The organism is Novosphingobium percolationis (genome assembly GCF_020179425.1).
Lineage (GTDB): Bacteria > Pseudomonadota > Alphaproteobacteria > Sphingomonadales > Sphingomonadaceae > Novosphingobium > Novosphingobium percolationis.
The window spans coordinates 264,961-282,236 of sequence record NZ_JAILYM010000001.1; the positions used below are offsets into that span (position 1 = coordinate 264,961).

General features: G+C 60.9%; 18 protein-coding genes, 1 tRNA gene and 1 pseudogene. 6 read left to right on the top strand and 14 right to left on the bottom strand.

What is annotated here, in order from left to right; genetic code table 11:
• Nucleotides 1–25: 25 nt before the first annotated feature.
• The 4 genes from K3A84_RS01120 to K3A84_RS01135 form a co-directional block, all read right to left on the bottom strand.
• Nucleotides 26–922, bottom strand: coding sequence for a hypothetical protein (locus K3A84_RS01120; protein ID WP_225007223.1), 897 nt, complete (start codon nucleotides 920–922; stop codon nucleotides 26–28).
• A 74-nt stretch (nucleotides 923–996) separates the two neighbouring features.
• The gene (locus K3A84_RS01125; RefSeq protein ID WP_225007224.1) at nucleotides 997–1,407 is read right to left on the bottom strand and encodes a hypothetical protein; all 411 of its coding nucleotides are present in this window, start codon (nucleotides 1,405–1,407) and stop codon (nucleotides 997–999) included.
• 125 nt (nucleotides 1,408–1,532) lie between these two features.
• Nucleotides 1,533–1,847 carry a DUF1905 domain-containing protein gene (locus K3A84_RS01130; protein ID WP_225007225.1) on the bottom strand — a complete coding sequence of 105 codons (315 nt, stop codon included), beginning with the start codon at nucleotides 1,845–1,847 and terminating at the stop codon, nucleotides 1,533–1,535.
• On the bottom strand, nucleotides 1,844–2,845 hold the full coding sequence (locus K3A84_RS01135; protein WP_225007226.1) for a peptidylprolyl isomerase: 1,002 nt from the start codon (nucleotides 2,843–2,845) through the stop codon (nucleotides 1,844–1,846). The genes K3A84_RS01130 and K3A84_RS01135 overlap by 4 nt, the downstream gene beginning before the upstream one ends.
• A gap of 74 nt (nucleotides 2,846–2,919) precedes the next feature.
• On the opposite strand from K3A84_RS01135, the gene K3A84_RS01140 reads away from it, so the two are divergent.
• Together K3A84_RS01140 and K3A84_RS01145 are read left to right on the top strand one after the other, a co-directional pair.
• Nucleotides 2,920–3,010 (top strand) — tRNA-Ser (locus K3A84_RS01140).
• A gap of 179 nt (nucleotides 3,011–3,189) precedes the next feature.
• The gene (locus K3A84_RS01145) at nucleotides 3,190–4,506 is read left to right on the top strand and encodes a hypothetical protein (protein ID WP_225007227.1); all 1,317 of its coding nucleotides are present in this window, start codon (nucleotides 3,190–3,192) and stop codon (nucleotides 4,504–4,506) included.
• Nucleotides 4,507–4,529: 23 nt separating this feature from the next.
• Here the strand turns inward: K3A84_RS01145 and K3A84_RS01150 are convergent, their stop codons facing one another.
• The gene (locus K3A84_RS01150) at nucleotides 4,530–6,167 is read right to left on the bottom strand and encodes an AAA family ATPase (RefSeq protein WP_225007228.1); all 1,638 of its coding nucleotides are present in this window, start codon (nucleotides 6,165–6,167) and stop codon (nucleotides 4,530–4,532) included.
• Between the two features lie 2 nt (nucleotides 6,168–6,169).
• Nucleotides 6,170–6,355 (bottom strand): hypothetical protein, encoded by a 186-nt coding sequence (locus K3A84_RS01155; RefSeq protein ID WP_225007229.1) that lies wholly within the window; start codon nucleotides 6,353–6,355, stop codon nucleotides 6,170–6,172.
• A 350-nt stretch (nucleotides 6,356–6,705) separates the two neighbouring features.
• Between K3A84_RS01155 and K3A84_RS01160 the strand changes: the two genes are divergently transcribed.
• Both K3A84_RS01160 and K3A84_RS01165 read left to right on the top strand, forming a co-directional pair.
• A complete protein-coding gene (locus K3A84_RS01160) occupies nucleotides 6,706–7,413 on the top strand; it encodes an IS6 family transposase (protein WP_225007230.1) in 708 nt (235 codons plus the stop codon).
• Nucleotides 7,414–7,477: 64 nt separating this feature from the next.
• Nucleotides 7,478–7,939: pseudogene (locus K3A84_RS01165) on the top strand (IS6 family transposase); the annotation flags it as partial.
• A gap of 239 nt (nucleotides 7,940–8,178) precedes the next feature.
• On the opposite strand, the gene K3A84_RS01170 reads toward K3A84_RS01165, so the two are convergent.
• From K3A84_RS01170 to K3A84_RS01185, 4 genes are all read right to left on the bottom strand, one after another.
• The gene (locus K3A84_RS01170; RefSeq protein WP_225007232.1) at nucleotides 8,179–10,860 is read right to left on the bottom strand and encodes a sensor histidine kinase; all 2,682 of its coding nucleotides are present in this window, start codon (nucleotides 10,858–10,860) and stop codon (nucleotides 8,179–8,181) included.
• Complete coding sequence (locus K3A84_RS01175; protein ID WP_225007233.1) at nucleotides 10,857–11,252, bottom strand: response regulator; 396 nt, start codon at nucleotides 11,250–11,252, stop codon at nucleotides 10,857–10,859. The genes K3A84_RS01170 and K3A84_RS01175 overlap by 4 nt, the downstream gene beginning before the upstream one ends.
• A gap of 212 nt (nucleotides 11,253–11,464) precedes the next feature.
• Nucleotides 11,465–12,139, bottom strand: coding sequence for an anti-sigma factor (locus tag K3A84_RS01180; RefSeq protein ID WP_225007234.1), 675 nt, complete (start codon nucleotides 12,137–12,139; stop codon nucleotides 11,465–11,467).
• Nucleotides 12,136–12,630: an RNA polymerase sigma factor gene (locus K3A84_RS01185; RefSeq protein ID WP_225007235.1), complete on the bottom strand. Its 495-nt coding sequence runs from the start codon at nucleotides 12,628–12,630 to the stop codon at nucleotides 12,136–12,138. Before K3A84_RS01185 ends, K3A84_RS01180 begins: the two co-directional genes overlap by 4 nt.
• 119 nt (nucleotides 12,631–12,749) lie before the next feature.
• Here K3A84_RS01185 and K3A84_RS01190 point away from each other — a divergent pair, with 119 nt between their 5' ends.
• A complete protein-coding gene (locus K3A84_RS01190) occupies nucleotides 12,750–13,940 on the top strand; it encodes a S8 family serine peptidase (RefSeq protein WP_225007236.1) in 1,191 nt (396 codons plus the stop codon).
• A 100-nt stretch (nucleotides 13,941–14,040) separates the two neighbouring features.
• Nucleotides 14,041–14,952, top strand: coding sequence for a hypothetical protein (locus tag K3A84_RS01195; protein WP_225007237.1), 912 nt, complete (start codon nucleotides 14,041–14,043; stop codon nucleotides 14,950–14,952).
• Between the two features lie 142 nt (nucleotides 14,953–15,094).
• Here the strand turns inward: K3A84_RS01195 and K3A84_RS01200 are convergent, their stop codons facing one another.
• From K3A84_RS01200 to cobU, 4 genes are all read right to left on the bottom strand, one after another.
• The gene (locus K3A84_RS01200; protein ID WP_225007238.1) at nucleotides 15,095–15,289 is read right to left on the bottom strand and encodes a hypothetical protein; all 195 of its coding nucleotides are present in this window, start codon (nucleotides 15,287–15,289) and stop codon (nucleotides 15,095–15,097) included.
• A 103-nt stretch (nucleotides 15,290–15,392) separates the two neighbouring features.
• The gene (locus K3A84_RS01205) at nucleotides 15,393–16,118 is read right to left on the bottom strand and encodes a spermidine synthase (protein WP_225007239.1); all 726 of its coding nucleotides are present in this window, start codon (nucleotides 16,116–16,118) and stop codon (nucleotides 15,393–15,395) included.
• 24 nt (nucleotides 16,119–16,142) lie between these two features.
• Complete coding sequence (locus K3A84_RS01210; RefSeq protein ID WP_225007240.1) at nucleotides 16,143–16,457, bottom strand: DUF6481 family protein; 315 nt, start codon at nucleotides 16,455–16,457, stop codon at nucleotides 16,143–16,145.
• 292 nt (nucleotides 16,458–16,749) lie between these two features.
• Nucleotides 16,750–17,262, bottom strand: coding sequence for a bifunctional adenosylcobinamide kinase/adenosylcobinamide-phosphate guanylyltransferase (cobU, locus tag K3A84_RS01215; RefSeq protein WP_225007241.1), 513 nt, complete (start codon nucleotides 17,260–17,262; stop codon nucleotides 16,750–16,752).
• Nucleotides 17,263–17,276 lie beyond the last annotated feature (14 nt).

Below are 17,276 nucleotides of genomic sequence, written 5' to 3' on the forward strand. Positions count from 1 at the left end.
CGGACGTGCCCGGCGCGCAACCGGCTCAGAGCTTGAGCATGGCGGTCACCGAAACCACGTGTTCTCGATAATCGTAAAAAGCGACGTTCGAACGGCGATCAACGTAGCGGGCCTGCGGTCGCAACGTCACTCCCGCGATCACGGGAACTTCCAGCCCCGCGCTGAAGGTCGAGCGCGTCTCGTGCCGGGCCTCGTCGAGCGTGGGCCATGGGGCAAGATAGTCCCGGTTCTGGAAGGCATAGCCAGCCCGCGCCTTCCACACCGACTTGCCGACATGGATCGGGATCTGCACGCGCACGCTCGCCTGCACCCCATCGAAGCGGTACTGCGCGGCGCGGGTGCGCTCGTGATCGCCGCGCACGGCGATGGCGACGTAGCCCTTGCGCTTGGCGAAGAAGCGATAGGCATCGGCACCCAGCGTCAGCGTCGTCGCATCGAGCGGGTCGACCTCGACGAAATCCTTGCGCTGGTATGTTCCCGCCAGGCGTACGAACAGGTTGCGGCTGACGAAGGCCGACAGCGAGGGCGAGGCGGTGTGAATGTCCAGATAGCGCTTGCTACCAAGCAGCACGTGACTGAACTGGTAGTCGGCTCCGGACATGGCTTTGCCGAAGCGGCGCGAAATCCCCGCCGACAGGGCGTGGATGGTGATGTTGACATCCGACAGTTGGGCATTGCGCTCGTCGTCCAGACTGTAGCCAAGGCGTAACGTCGTCGCCTTGCTCTCAATCGGGGTTATTGCGACCGCGCCTTGCAGCAGTAGGGCGTAGTCACCGCGTCGCGTGGGAATGTCGGCCTCTTCGACCGAAATGTTGCTATCGTACTGAGCGCCGGCGGCGAATGTGGCACTGACCGGGCTTCGGGCAGGCGCAAGCGATGGCCACAGGGCAAGACCTGCGGCGAGGAACACGGCGGAGCGCATTGATGAAGGCTTCCATGGCTACGCGCCGGATGGCCTGAGGCCACCCGGCGCGCGCAATTGGCATGTCAAAGGGCTTAGCGCGGCTCGGCGGGGAGCGGCGCTTCGCTAGCGGCAGCCTTGTCCGCCATGCGGTCGGCTACCTGCTGCGCGGCCTGTTCGGCAGCGGTTTCGGCAGCCTGCTCGACCGGGTCGAAGCCTGCGCCCCCGGCCCCCATCGTGTAGAAGATCACGTCGGGGTTTTCGAGCGGATCGCCGCCGCCGAGGTTGCGTTCGGTTTCGCCGATGATCCCGTCATCGCCCGCGCGGGTGATCTCGACCGGATCGTCGAGCTTGACGTCGACCGGATCGACGGCGGTTTCGACAACCGGGTCAACGACTTCGATCGGCGTGTCGATGGCGACGTCTTCGCCCTCGGCAGCGTAAGCGGTGCCGGAAAGGGCAAACGCGGCCGCGAGGCCCAGAAACGATGCAGAATACTTCGTCATGATCTTCCCCTGATCATTAAGGTGGTCCACTTCCCCCGGACCTTGACTTGAACAGTATCATTGCGACGCGTCTGGGGCACGAACAAACAATTTCGTGCATTCAACATGTTGATCGGCAAGGCGCATTAAAAACGTATGTCGAGTTGGCAGGATTCGCCTTCGGTCAGGCCTTCGGCCTTGCGAACAGCGGCCTTGACCGGGACGATCCAGCCGGTGTCCTTCGAAGGGAAGGCCGATGTGGCCCAGGTGCTGTCGCCCACCGTGACTTCCACCTTCACCGAGCCCCAGCCCGCACGGCGCCCGCTTTCGAGCCTGCGCATCAGCGCGGTGGCGGAGAGCGCCTCGCCCGCCGGGCCGTCGATGGTGACGAAGAACCAGGCCACGCCGTTGCCGCTGGTCCAGCGCCACAGCGCGACGGTGAGGGTGTGCGCCTCGTTCATCTTGGCGCGCGGCGGATGGGCACGGGCACGTTGCAGATGTCCGCACCGCCTGCAGGCCGGATGAAGAAGGGATCGCGCCGGTTGGCGCGCGCATCGGCATAGCGCACGAAGCTGGCACTTTCGGTGGAAAGATACTGGTAGGCCGGCAGGCCGGGGACTTCTTTGCCGAGGCGGATTGCACGGATGGGCACGCGCTCCTCGGCCTTTGCATAGAAGCCCAGCTGGCCGGTGCCGCGGGGGAGGGAGGACAGGTGTTCGATGCCTTCGATCACGCGCCCGACGAGCGCGATGTTGCGATCGAGATGGCGCGGCGGCGTGCCGATGACGGCATAGAGTTCCGCGCCCGAGCCGGTGTCGGGCGGCATGGCGCGGCCTACGCCGATCATGCCGTAGCAGTGGATAGGCCAATAGAGATTTGGACGGTCCGCAGGGAGTTCTACCTCGCCGTGAGTATCGTCACTACGCGTTCCAGCCAGCGGCCATCCGCGCCAAAATGCTACCGCATCTGCATATCCATCTCTTTTGGAAATGGGCCAAGGATTTGGGAAATTGAAATGAGCCATTCCTTGAGCAGACCTGAGGATTTGATATGTCACGGGCGTCAGGTATCGCTCCTGCGGAATTGCCGTCAGCCCCTCTAAAAGCGGCTTCGCCTTAGCCTTGTCCTCCGCCTCGGCATCGCCCCACTGCACGACGTAATTGTCCTGCACGCGGTTCACGCTCGTGTCGTCCCACCAGTGCGCGGCGGCGAGCTTGCGGATGTTGCCGATCCAGCCTTGCGAGAAAGGCGGCGGCATCAACTGGATCACCACCCGGCGCGCCTTGCCCGAGGCATCGGGCGCAAGGTCCATCACCAGCAGGTCATGCGCGTCAATCGCGGTCCAGTCCGCAGCAGGCGCCTGCGCCACGATCTCGGCCGGGGCGAGCGGGGCGGGAACGGCCGCGAACAAGGCGGCGGGAGCGGCGAGCAGCGCGGCGCCGACGAGAAAGTGCTTCATAAGCCGGTTGTGCCACCACCGACGCTCTTGCGAAAGCCACCCCATGCCGCTAACGCCCGCCTTCCAGTGCATGCGGAGCGGTGGCCGAGTGGTCGAAGGCGCTCGCCTGGAAAGTGAGTATACGTCAAAAGCGTATCGAGGGTTCGAATCCCTCCCGCTCCGCCAGTCAATCCCTGCAAGGACCGAAAATGCAGGGTTTTCTGAAAATCTCCGCTCATCACTAACCGATGTTCTAGCCGATCCAGCGGACGGGCGACGGCGATTGCTGACGGCGCTGGTGACAGCTAAACGCGATAGCATCCGGCTTCGGTCCATGGCCGCCAAGCGTCTAATGGGGAATCATCATGGAGCAGGCCGTTCACGTCGAAGCCGTGGAGCAAGTGCTTTCCGCGATCTACCCGAGCGGGGACATGCTTCTAAGTTCGTTCATAATTCGCGAACCGGGTGCTCCAAATTGGCTTCGTCTTTCAGGAATCCGCACTGAAATTTTTGTCAGGCGTGAAGAATATACCCGAGCGGTGTTGTTCATTCGCCAAAATGGCGCTTCGTACCTTCGCGGGATTTCTGTGTTAGACCTAAGATCGCTGGTCACGTCATTCCTCACCGAAAATTTCTGGTATATTCGCGATGGCGAACTGGGGCGGAGACACGATTGCTCATATGCCGAGCAGGTCGATCTGCCGGGGAAATTGGCATTGGCGGACGCGTTGTCAAAATCAGCGCTGTTCAAGCCAGTAAACGCACTAACGCTGTGTCCGCTGATCCCGATTCGCGTTGAATTGAAATTCGAGTGCCCACGCTTCTTCCTCGCTTCGACAACCGACCTTTCAACTGATCAATTGCCCGCAGGCGTTCAGACCAAAGACCTTGATCCACCCTGTTTTCCCCCAATAGCCCGGTGGGAGGGCATCAAAAAGCCAACGGGGAGTTGGCTCGGAGTGCGATCCCCGTTGCTTCAAGTGTCAACGAAGATTGCATCGGCCATTCTTGGCGCGGTGGCGCTAACGTCTATACCGCGTGAGCGATATTCGCATTCTCAGCGCAAAATGTTCGGGGGGCATTGCACCTTCTCGGGCGGCAATTGTATCGTGTCTATGGGCGATGCTCCCCACACGCCGCCATTGATGAATGATATCGTGCTGACTACCGACGATCATACGTGGTTGGCGCGATTGGCAGAACTTGTTGATGCCGACGATCTCCATTCGCGCAAGCGCGTCCGGGCGTTGGAATATTTTTATAGAGCTTGGTTCCTTGATCCGCGTGAGCGTTTCTCGCTGCTATGTATGTCGCTAGATTCACTAGTCGGCGTGAAGGAACGGCACACCGCTGCTGCGGTGAAGTTTGTGCGCGACACGATTAACACTTCAATCCCAGAAGATCGGCTTCGGCTCCTGATGCGTGTTAGAGGCGCTGTGATCCACGGTGCTGCCCCGGACGTGTATGATTCTCAACACTATGAACAATACTATCTGAACTACGAGACTGATCCCATTCTCGACATAGAGTTGATAGTCGCCAAATGCCTTCGCGCTGACATTTTTGGCGATGGTTTAAAATGCCATGCTGATCCGCACGCGGACCTTGTCGCAGACATGCAAGCGCGGGGTCACTTACCCTTTCGGCTTGATGATCGCTGTATCATTCCGTGGGATATTTAGGTCATTCTTTGAATGAAGCGCTATTAGTGAGGTCTCGCTATGATTGACACCACAGCTACGGTTGACGCGGTCGCTTCGGCGCAAAGTGCGGCAAGTTGCCGGGTTGCCGTTCGGCGGTGCTGTAAATTGAGCGCGAGCGCCAGCGATGCCCTGTGGTGTGCGCGGACTTCCTTATAGCTTTCGCCGGGGAAGACGTATCCGATATACGCTTCTAACATGCGGTTTGCATCGGTTCTTACATACCTCTTCGCGGCTTCAGATTTTTGAACAAGTTGATCTCGCTGATATTCAAGATCTTTCTTTTGCCTTTCAAAGGCAATGATTGATCCCTGGCAATCATTGCGCTGCCGTTCCGCTTGCCGTTTTTGCTCTTTTGCCCTTTCTCGAGAAGCTTCCTTGGCCGCGATATCCTCGATGGGATTGCTTGCTAGCTCTTTAGATATTTCTTGGAGATCCGCATCGAGCCTCTGAATCTCCCCCTCGAGTCGTCGCAAGTCTTCCTGATTTCGTTCAAAGTCGCTCCATGCGCGCTTGCTTTTCTCGACCAGGGTTCCGAGGGCCGTGCTCGTGGTCATCACGCGCGACATAACCACCTGGTCTCCGGCGGTTTCAAGGAGCGCCTTGATTTTCTCGTACTCGGGGCTGCCCTGAGCGATTGGGCGACCGCACACGCACATTTCATCTTCTAAAAGTTCATCTACGAACTTCTGATCATAGGGTGCAGGTAGTCGTCCACGCGTGTCTTCGTTTCGGATGACATTGCCGGCTTCCTCGACGAGCTCCTCGGCCAAGACTGACGTCGCGAACGTACGCATCCAGCTGTCAGCTCGCTGTGAAGCCTTCGCCTTTTCGACTTCCTTCTGTCGAATATCGGCCTCGATACGGGCTCTACGCGCCTGGGCTTCTTTCGCAGGCTTAGCGCCTGCAAGTTCTTGATTGAGGCGCTGAATGCGGTCTTCTGCAGCTTCAATCTCTTGTTCAAACTTTGTGACCTGCTCTCGATATTGAGAGATTCTTGCGTCGGCCTTCTCAATGGCGGCTTCGGCTGCTTGCGCATCCTCGCTAGTATTATCAGATGCTTGGCGCTTATAGTCAGCCATTACCTTGGACAAGTCGTCGAGAGCCATCCGAGCGACCGTCGAGCCCAGGATACCCTTCACTGCCTCGCCAAATTTTTTGGCCCCGGTTGAACCAGTATATCGGCTAGTGGCCTCCCCGTAAAAAAAGAAATGTGGAGCCATCTCTTTAGGGATAACCGAGTTGATGAAGCGATCAGGACGGTCCTTGGCGCTCGGAACCTCGGCACCGTTATCGATTTCACTCAGGCGAAGCGGCCTAGTTTCACGTCGAGGCTGATCATAGGTTCTGGAGGCGCGATAGGTTTTTCCCTCGTGCCTGAAATCAATCTCAACGGTTGTGGTGGTGGCACCGTCTTTTTGCGCTGCAAATTTGTTGACGAGCCGTTCGGGGTCCTCAAATTCGCTGGGGGCAGGCAAAATGTCGAAAAAGCACCAGTTTATGGCCGCCAATAGACTCGTTTTCCCAACGCCGTTTTCAGCCCTAATAAGGGTGACGTTCCTCTCTGGGTCAGTTGAGACAAGAAAGGAGTTCTCACCGTAAAAGCTGCGCCAATTTTCGATACGAATATATTCTATTTGCATGATCAGAGGCGGTCCACGTTGTTGTCTATGATCTTCTTTACTTCCCCGGGAATCCCTCGGGCGGTTTCCCCATTGAGAAAATAATTGCCTCTCACCTTATCGACGATTTGACGGATGAGTTTGTCTAACTCCCTGACATCAAACCCTTCTTTTTTGCCGGGGCTATCCTCATCGCCTATTCCGCTCATGCCCACTCCGCTCATCTGAACTGGTTGCAGCTCATCCTAGATAGAAACTTGGCCCGCTTACAAGGGCGAACTGACCCACAATATGTTGGTTTCAGTTACCAATTGGTGATGGGTGCGATGCCGTGTCTGGGACTATGGTCCGCGCCAGCGCATTTGAACCGATTTGAGCCCCGCAATCCGAGGCTGCCGGCTTCACACGTTCATGCTCCACAGGGGGCTGAGGTCAAGGAGTTAGGACCGTTCGATCATAGGTTCTCTCCCACCGCCACTTACTCAAATTCAAATATCTCGATATCGGGTGCTGTCAAAGCAAACTGGCTGGCGGGGCAGGGCGGTGGTAGCTGGCTGGAATGAGCAAGTCCGCCAACCCGTTCCGCTATTTCAACTCGTCCCCTGAGATCATCCGGCTCGCGGTGTTGATGTACGTGCGCTTCCCGCTGTCGTTGCGGAACGTCGAAGACCTGCTGTTTGAGCGCGGCATCGACGTTTGCCACGAGACGGTACGGTTGTGGTGGAACAGGTTCGGTCCGCTGTTTGCAGCCGATATCCGTAGACAGCGGGTGAACCGGATGCGTGGTTTCCGGCACTGGCGTTGGCACCTCGACGAGATGTACGTGAAGCTGAACGGCGAGATGGTCTACCTCTGGCGCGCCGTTGACCACGAGGGCGAGGTTCTGGAGAGTTTTGTCACCAGAAAACGGGACAAAACTGCGGCTTTGACCTTCATGAAGAAGGCGCTGAAGCGGCATGGAAAGGCCGAAACCATCGTCACCGACGGGCTGCGTTCCTACCCCGCGGCGATGCGAGAACTGGGAAATGAGGGACGACGCGAAGTCGGTCGGCACCTCAACAATCGCGCGGAAAATTCACACCTGCCGTTCCGACGACGAGAGCGGGCAATGCTGCGGTTTCGGCAGATGAAGTCGCTGCAGAAATTCGCCTCGGTCCATGCCTCCATCCACAATCACTTTTTTCAGGAACGCCACCTCGTCGACCGACAAACCTTCAAGCTCCGCCGCTCGACCGCGCTGGTCGAGTGGCAGTCGCTTGTAGCCTGAAGTTTAGATGCTTTTGCGCCAGCTCCGCCAAGTGGAGACAAGTTCGCATTAGACTGACAGCACCCACCTCGACGAGGTCTACGTGAAGATCAATGGCGAGATGCATTACCTCTGGCGTGCCGTTGACCAAGAGGGTGAGGTCCTGGAATCTTACGTCACCAAGAAGCGCGACAAACAAGCCGCACTGCGGTTCATGCGCAAGGCTCTGAAGCGTCACGGCCAGGCGGAGGTCATCGTGACGGATGGCCTGCGGTCGTATCCTGCAGCGATGAAGGAACTGGGCAACGACCACCGCCGCGAGGTGGGACGCCATGCCAACAACCGGGCCGAGAACTCACACCTGCCGTTCCGACGAAGAGAGCGTGCCATGCAGCGGTTTCGGCAGATGAGGTCGCTACAGAAGTTCGCGTCCGTGCATGCTTCGATCCACAACCACTTCTCTCAGGAACGTCACCTCGTTGATCGCCAGACCTACAAGCTTCGCCGCTCGGCCGCCCTGGCCGAGTGGCAGAACCTTATGGGCTGAGGTCGCGTGCGGCAAAGGGGGCGCTTTGTCAGGAGAGAACGTTTCGCATCAGACTGACACCTCCCTGCGAAGGATTTGGACTTCATCACTGCCCTTACGAGTCGGTTCAATGATTGAAGTTATGGGGCGCCAAGAGGGAGTCAAGGCGGGAGCGTCGGCAACGCAGGTGGCCCGGTTCTTTTGGACCGTTGCTGCCCGGAGCTGGCGAGATGGTCGGGTGCGCCCGACCCTTGCCAACACTATTCAGCCACCGGCAATTCGATAACGAAGCGCGCGCCCTGATCGGTGTTCTCGGCCCGAATGGTGCCGCCCAGATCGCGAATGATGCCATAGCTGATCGGCAGGCCAAGCCCCGTCCCTTCCTTGGGAGGCTTGGTCGTAAAGAAGGGTTCGAAGATCACGGGAAGGATTTCGGCGGATAGTCCTGTGCCATTGTCCTCCACGGTCACTGTTGCCAGCCCATCATGCTGGCCAAAGCTGACCTTTATCCAGCCCTCGCGCCGATCGCCGGCATTGCGGCGAGCGCGGATGGCGTCATTGGCATTGAGCATGAGGTTCAACAGAACCTGCTCGAGCAGAACCGGAAGCGCGCGGACCCTGACTCTGGGGGCGTGTTCCGAAGTTTCCACGCGAGTGCCGTCAAGTTCGAGTTGCGGCACGACCATTCTCAGGACGGAGTCCACCGCCGCTTTGATATCCATCGGGAACGGCGTTTCCCTTGGCATTCGGCCGAATATGCGCATCTGAAGGATGATCGCCGATGCGCGACTGACCTGGGACAGGATGGCATCCAGTTTTGCCACGACACGTTCGGGAGGCATCCCGCCGCGGCGCGTATGCTCGCGTAGGTTCGAAGCTGCCATCTTTATGAAGTTGAGTGGCTGGTTCAGCTCGTGCGCCGTGCCGGAAATCATCCGCCCAAGACTGGCCATCTTGTCGGCCTGCAGCAATTGTTCGGCAGCCGCCTTGCGCTCCGAGATATCGATGAAGACCCCGACCGCCTCGAAATTGCCTGTCGTCGAATTGGCTTCGACGGACAGGGTATCGTACACCCACACATAGTGGCCGAGCTTGTGACGCAGGCGGTACTCGACATTGACCACTTTGCCCGACTGCAGATTGCTGAAAGCTGCGATGCAGCGCTCGTAATCTTCTGGATGGATGGCGTGGCTCCACCAGCCGGCAATCGCAGCCTCGTCGCGCGTGTAACCGAGGATCTTCCCGATGGCCTCGCTCACATAGACCATTTCCCCCTTGCTGTGATCGCGTACATCCAGGGCGTAGACCACGATCGGCGCATGCTGCGAGATGCTGTCCAGCCGCCGCTGATAGCTGACCAGTGCGCCGCGTTCCTGCGAGACGGTCGAACTCGCCGAAGCAATCTTCCCGGAAATTTCATTCAGCTCGGCAATGACAAGGCTATCGATCGTCTCCCGCCTGGTCCCCAACACGGCAAGATCGGCAGCCGACCGCGCAAGCTGGCGCAACGAATGCCGGGTCTGCTTGCTCAGGAAGGAGGCGACCAGCGTGACCAGAACGACGAAGGCGCAAAGGGCCGTGAACAGCCGAAGCTGGCCCTCGCGGGCCTTGAGCACCTCAGGCGCAAGGCTGGCAACGGACAGAATCCGCCAGTCGGGTAAGCCCCTAATCGAGCCTGCCCGCGCCATCCGCGCGTCGCGCAAGTCGCTCATCAGAGCATTGCCATAGACCACATCGCTGATGAGTACGGCCGCCTTCACCGCGGATTCCCGCACCGCGTCAGGTATTCTGGTAACGTTCCGGATAACCAACGGATCAGGCTGGGACAGGGGTATGGTGCCCGCAACAGGGTTGGTCAGGAACGTCTCGTCTACGGCACTGCCATCCGCATCGGAAAGCACCCTTTGCAGAGCGCCCTGGCGCACGGGTGCGACAATCGCGGCGGGGATTCCATCAGCCTTGAAGGGGACAACTAGGACGAGTTGCTGGTGCGCATCTTTGCCGTGCCCTCCAATGGAGCCAAGGCGGACGCTGCCCGCTTTGCCCACGTACTGCGATGCCAGCGTCGGCAACGCGCTCCAGGCGAAGCCTGTCGGTGCTGTGGCCCACAGCGGCGTGCCGTCCTTGGCGACGACAGCAACCCCATTGAATTCCAGTCGTAGACTTTCAGGCAGTTCATGCGCCGGGTCCGCACCGCCGAAAGATTGCTGTGCTGCGAACATGCGCAGGACCGTGGCGCGGGAATCTGCCCACATGCCGACCGTGGCACCGGTGATCTGCAGGCGCTCTTGCAGGACTTCGTCCACGCTGCTCCTTGCGGCCTGCTCGCGGGCGGGAGCATCAATCGAGAGGTAAACCGTCGTGGGGATCAGGATGATGGCCAGCAAGACGGTCATCAAGAAGCTCTCTATCGGCATCTTTGGCCAGTCTGGCCATCTTGTCGGCGCTTTCAGGCTCAACAACGCGAGGTAGATGATCTCGCCGATAACGACGTTCAGAACGCCGTTGGTGGCCTGCTTGGCTATCACCAGCAAAAGCGAAAGCTGGTCCATGTCCATCACCAGGCCATAGCAGATGACGAGCAGTGGCGTGCCGGCGACGAGCCAATACAAGACATCACAGCGGACGGGCGAGGCATTCCTGGCAAAACGAGCGATGCAGGCTGCCTCCAGGGTCCAGATTACCCAGGCCCAGGGATGGTTCCACAAGAATACGCTGCGAAGGCTGGAAATCGACGCAGCCATCACGAGCCATCGCCGTCGCAGAACCCGGACAAACGCGAAAATCAGCGCATTTCCGAACATGAAATGCATCCCCCAACCGAGTTGGAGTTCCAGCATGTTGAGCAGAAAGCCCACCGCACCGAGAGCCAGCGCCAGGCTGATATCGCCAGCGCGGGATTCAGCGGGAAAAAGGCGCCCGCGGACGGTTATTGCGTTCATGCCAGGGCAGACTTGATCTCCGCCACCAGCGCATCGGTGTCGGGCGGTTTGATGAAAACCGGAATGTCGGGGATGGCGGCGGAAATCAGCGAGGTTGCGTCTCCTGTGAGGATGATGAACTCGACATGCCGACCCTGCGGCAGCGCCATGCGCAATTGCCTGATCAAGCTCATCCCATCGAGCCTTGCCATTCTCAGGTCCGTTATCACCAAACGGATGCTCGGCTGATCCAGAACGATCTGCACAGCTCGTTCCGGGGCCGAGCAGATCGCGGCAGTGAACCCTTCCAACTCCAGAAATTCCTGATATTCCGGTAAGATCTCTTCTTCGTCATCGACCAGCAAAATCGATGCCGCGGCTTGATCCGGAGCCTCCTCCGCTGCATCGTTCATTGTCTACCCATTCTTGGCGCATCGGCCGGTCAAGGGATCTCAGTGCCGCTGGCGGCGTCGCTCGATTGCATTACTATAGGGTAATCAATGTTTGGGGTAATAGCCGGTTGGTCTATATGCCGCCTGCGGCGCCCCTTGCTTCGCCCGTCTATGCCGTATGGCGCGACATGCGAAATGAGCTTAGGCTGCCGGCCCACTTCCCGCCCGGTAGATCAGTCGCGACTGCGCCATCCATTGGCACGCGCCTTCGTTTCCTCGGCCGCATCCAGGGCGGGGCCCGCTGCCATGTCTTGGGCTTGTTGCATGACGTCGGCTTCGCTCGCGGCTTGTCGATATTCGCCGTACTGCTGCCCGCCGGACGCCGCCCTTTCGATCTTCCAGCCGCTATCGTCGCGACAAGCGATGCCGCTGGCATTCGGAGTACTGAAGGCGCGACAGAAACGTCCGTCGGCGGTCAGAAAACTCAGCAGAACCCGCTCTTCCGCCCCTTTTCGCTGTTGCGATATCAATTGCTTATCGAGCATCCCTGCCAAGTCCGGTTGCGCGTAGTCTCGGCTCGTGGCTGCCGGACGCAGGAAAACCGCAAGCGCGATCGAGGCCGCGAGCGCGGGCGCGGCAACCCACGCCCAACGCCGCCGTCGCGCCCTGACCTCCGCGAGGTCAACCACGCGATCCTCCTGTCGGAGCAGGTGCAAGTGCGCGGGACTGGCAGGCTCATCCAGCAGCGGCGCGAAATGCGCGACAAGGCGGGCACGCAAGGCCTTGTGCGATGCCACTTCGGCCTGAAGCCTCGGAGACCGGGCGACGGCCTTGGCCACAAGTGCCGCCTCGCTGCCTGACAGCTCGCCATCGGCGAAGGCCGCGATCTGTTCAGGTGTAGGTGTCATGTTGCTTCTCCCAGTCGCGCCAGCAGCGCCTCGCGTCCGCGGACCAGGCGCGAATTCAGCGTACCGACCGGGCAACCCACGATTTCAGCCGCTTCCTTGTAGGAATAGCCTTCGACCATCACGAGGATCACCGCCTCGCGCTGTTCGTCAGGCAGGGTAGCAAGTGCGCGATCGACGTCGCCCAACATGGCGCTTGCTTCCTGCCCACCATCGGCGCCAACGTCGCTGCCGAGTTCGTCGGCGATGAACGTCTGGCCACGCCGGCCCCGCGCACGCACTTCGTCAATCCACATGTTCCGCATCATCCGGTAGATCCAGCTGTCGAGCCGGGTGCCGTCCTGCCATCGCGTCCGATTGCGCAAGGCCCGTTCGATGGTGGCCTGGCACAGGTCATCGGCTTCCGCACGATCGCGTGACAGGCCGACCGCAAAACGCCTCAGGCGTGGCAGCAGATCGAGCAGGGCAGTGGCGAACGGGTCTGACAGGGGCATCGGCCTTTCTGCAGGATGCAACGGATGAGTTCGTCCGTTTCATCCATGGGCAATCGGATTTATGGGAATAGTCAGCCATGCACAAACACTTGATCCCTGCCGGAGCAGTCCTGACGCTGATGACCACCCAGCTCGGGGCCCAAATCATCGTGCCCGGGTTTGGTGAAGCGGTCGATTCGGCGACACGGCTGGCGCGCCAAGCCGTCGATCCCGCGCTCGACACGGCATTCGACACGGCGACCAATCTGCCCGACCGTGCGGTTGAGGGCGCGCGCGACCGGATCGAGCGGCTCGCCCGGCTGGTCCGCAAGCAGCGCGAGCATCTCGACTTCGATCGCGAAGGCCAGCCCGCCCGCAAGGGCATGTTGCTGATTTCCGATCCGCCCGCCGATGTGGTGCAGCGCCTCGAAGGGACGGGCTTTCACGTCATCGGCCGGGAGCTTCTGGCCGATCTGGACCTGTCGGTCCTGCAAGTGGCGATCCCAGACGGAATGACGCTATCGGGCGCGCAGGATGCATTGCGACAGCGTCTGCCTGAAGCCGACGTGGCTGCGGACAATCTGCTGTTTGCGAGTGGAACAGCCGGTCGCGGCAAAGTCGCCAAGCCGTCGCAAGCCGTCCTTCCTGCGCCGATCAACGCCCCCGTGGGCGTCATCGACGGCGGAGCTGGGGGCGCGGTGGAGCAACAGCGCGGCTTTGCCTCGGGCGCACCCGTCCCCGGCACGCATGGCAGCGCCGTTGTCTCATTGCTGCACGTTGCAGGCGTTCGGCGTGTGTTCGTGGCCGATGTTTATGGGAGTGACCCGGCGGGCGGCAACACGCTTGCCATCGCCCGCGCGTTCGACTGGCTGGTCGGACGGGGCGTGCGTGTGATCAACATCAGCCTGGTGGGACCGGCCAATCCGGTTCTGGCGCGCGCCGTGGCTGGAGCACAGCGGCGAGGAACGATCATTGTCGCACCGGTGGGCAACGATGGTCCAGCGGCGCCACCTGCCTACCCGGCGTCGTTTCCCGGCGTGCTGGCCATCACCGGCGTCGACGGTCGAAACAGACCTCTGATCGAGGCGGGCAGGGCCGGACACCTCGATTATGCTGCCCCGGCAGCGGACATCACGGCGTCCAACGCGCGCGGCCAGCGCGTTCCGGTCCGGGGCACCTCGTTCGCGTCACCGCTGGTCGCGGCACGCGCAGCCGCAGCGAGTGGCCGGAACGTGCGCGAGATGCTTGACCGTGAGGCCGTGGACCTGGGACCACGCGGCCCTGATGCCAGCTATGGCCGCGGGCTGCTCTGCGGGACGTGCAGAGGTTGAAGAAAAATTGGGTCTCCGATGCATTAAGCGGGCCCAGTCATCCGTTTTCCATGTCGAAGGACGCTCACAAAGCGCCGCAATTCGACGAAAGGAACATGCGATGCGTACCATTCTAGCAGCTTCTGCCGCGATGCTGATCGTGGCTGCGCCGGCTCACGCACAACTGCTCGGCGGGGGTGGACTTGGTGGCGGTTTGAGCAGCACGCTCGGCGGCAGCGTCGGTGGTACCCTGGGCGGCACGTTCGATGGTGTTCCGCTCCATTCGGCCATGGACGCGGTCGATGGCGCCGCCTCGGGGACCGTGCGGGGCTCCGGCTCGGCCAGCGCGCACAAATCAATCGATCACAAGAGCGGCAAGGTGCATGCCGATGGCAGCGCGGACGGGTCGTTGACCAGCGCAGCAACCGGCAACATCACTGCCGCCACCGGCCCGCTGAACGCCGTCACCGGGGCGAGCGGCAGAGGTACTGCGTCGGGCCATGGTTCAGCGGGCGCGGACGGTCAACTTGTCGGCACCGATGCGCTGCGCTCTGCAGCAGGATCCGCGCAAGCCGCGACAGCCGGAGCGAGCGATGCCGCGCTGGCAGGCGCTCGAACTGCGGCGGGTTCGGTGGCGAGCAGCGCCAGCGGAGCAGGGCGCGCCGCCGGTTCGGGCACTGGCGGCGCGAGCGCGGGTAAGCTTGCGCTGGCCGGCAGTCTCGCATCTTCGGCCGAAGGTGCGTTTGCGATCGGCAAGGGTATGACCGTACTGGGCCCCGATGCGTTGCGTCTCGGCACTGTTCGTCAAGTGATCAGCGATGCGCGAGGCAACGTCCAGGCGCTGGTGTTGAAGGTCCATGGTGCAACCGCGACCTTGCCCGCCAGCAATTTCACAGCCAACGGCAACGCACTGGTATCAGCCATGGCTGCCGGGCAAATCAGGCACGCCGTAGCGGGACAGCCTGCGCCGGCCAAGGCCGCCGCGCCTGCCAGGTCCGCCGGCCGGCACGAACATGACCAGGCGGCGAAGTAGAACTGTTAGCGCCCCGAAACTTGGATGCTGTGCCTTGCACAGCATCCAGGTTCCTGTGCCCTTGGTATTCGGGACGTGCAGCGCCTCTGTCGTCACGGATGTTTGGACCGTCAACGACGAAAGCTGGCCGCGGAAGGGCAAGTTAGGGAAGTTGGATGGCCTTGGCGGCCTCGCGCTTCGCGCGTGATGCCTCGTTCAGGACTTCCCGATCAGCAAGGACCTGCCATGCAGCGCGAGCCTGAAGGTACTTGTTGCGTTGGTTGGTCAGAGTTGCTGCCGCAGCCGCTTCCCCACACTGGGCGATCTGATCGAGATAGAATTCGCTTGAGACGGCCATTGGAGATATCCAGTCATCTGACCCTTGCCTGCGGCTTGCAAATCGCCACGCTGGGGATCTCGACGCGTTACACCAGTGCGTCGTGCCTGTAGCTGAGTATAAACTAACGCTTGCAGGCCATGATGATGACATGCTGCGACGTATCACCCTGCGGGCGGACGGTGATCGATCGTTGGGCTTCGATCACCGTGACGGAAAATCCACTGCGGGCGAGGCGGCCCGCGAAGCGATCATCGTGCGACGCGGACCAGATCGCGAGTATTCCACTTGGCCGCAGGGCACTGCGAGCGGCGGCAAGCCCATCGGCGGAATAGAGCCAGTCGTTGACATGCCGGGTCAGGCCTTCGGGGCCGTTGTCAACATCCAGCAGGATACAGTCGTAGCCTTCGGACGCAGCGTCGATCAGCATGGCAACGTCATCCTGTACGAGTTGCACACGCGGGTCGTCGAGGCAGCCGTTGGTGATGGTGCACATCGGGCCTCTCGCCCACTCAACGATCTTGGGCACGATTTCCGCGACGGTGACTTCGGCGTCGCTTCCCAATCCTTCAAGCGCAGCCCTCAGCGTATAGCCCATGCCATAGCCGCCGATGAGCATGCTCACCGAGGCTTTCCCAGCGAGCTCCGCACACGCAAGTCTTGCCAGTACCTGTTCGGACGCGGAAAGGTCAGTGCTCATCAATTCGTTGTGGTCGAGCAGGATCGCGAAGTCCTCGCCGCTCCGGATCAGCCGCAGGCGACTGCCGTCTGGCACAAAGGCGAGATCGACCAGATGCTCCCCCTCATCGAGCGGAGACCAGCCGGGCATGGCCGATGGCTGATCGGCCATCTTCGCTGAGGTCGCTTCCAACCTCTACTTCTTCCGCGCTTGGCGGGCGGCATACTTGGCATCGCGCGCAGCCTTGCGCTCCGCTTCCGTCGGTACGGGTGCCGGTGCCGATCGGGCTGCCAGTTCTGCCTTCTCGGCAAGTTCCTGCGCCTTCTTCGCTTTCAGTTCCTCGCGCTTTTCGGCCTGAGCCTTCTCACGCGCCTGGGCTGCAGCAATCCGTTCTGCCTGCACAGCCGGATCAAGCGGCGCCTTCGCCTTCAGCTTTGCCAATGCCTTGTCTCGTGCCGATGCTGCTGCGGCGCGGCGCGCTTCCAGCCCGGGTTCCTTGTAGCCTGCCATGAAATTGATTGCCTGGGAAATAGAGGATGAGGGAACGCATCCCTCGATGGAAACAACGCGCTGCCTCGCAAAGGCGTTGCAAAGAAGTATCCGAATTTGCCACCGGCAAGCCGGACTGTTTTGTGCCTCCGCACCGCGCGAAGCGCACCCAACGGCACTACGCCTCCCCGCTCGCATTGTCACGCGTTGATGTTTGAGCGGACAGCGCAGTGCATCTTGCTTCGCGGACAGATCCACGGCGCCCTCCAATTGAATGGCCGCTGCCGAGCCGGCAACGCGCACCCGCGAGACGCTAGCCCTTCAGCCTCACCGGAAGTCCGGCCGCGACGAACACGACCTCGGTCACCGACTTTGCCAGAAGCTGGTTTAGCCATCCGGCCTCATCGCGAAAACGGCGTGCCAATTCGTTATCAGGCACGATGCCGAGCCCCACCTCGTTCGCAATCAGCGTTACCGGCACGGGGCAGCCTCTAAGAGTCTGCACCAGCGCGTGGTACGCCTGCGCGATATCCTCTCCGGCCAGAAGCAGATTGGAAAGCCACAGGGTCAGGCAATCGACCATGATGGCATCGGCACGGCCAGACGCCGCCGCCATGATCGCACTGCACAGGTCGATCGGTGCTTCGATCGTTTCCCAGCAGAGGCCGCGCTCATCGCGATGGCGCGCGATGCGTTGCGCCATTTCCTCGTCCCGGGCTTCGGCCGTGGCGACGTAGACAAGCCTTTCGCCCAAGGCCTCGCAACGTTGCTGGGCATAGCGGCTCTTGCCGGAACGCGCGCCGCCCAGAACCAGCAGGCTGGTCATCGCTCCTTCTTGCG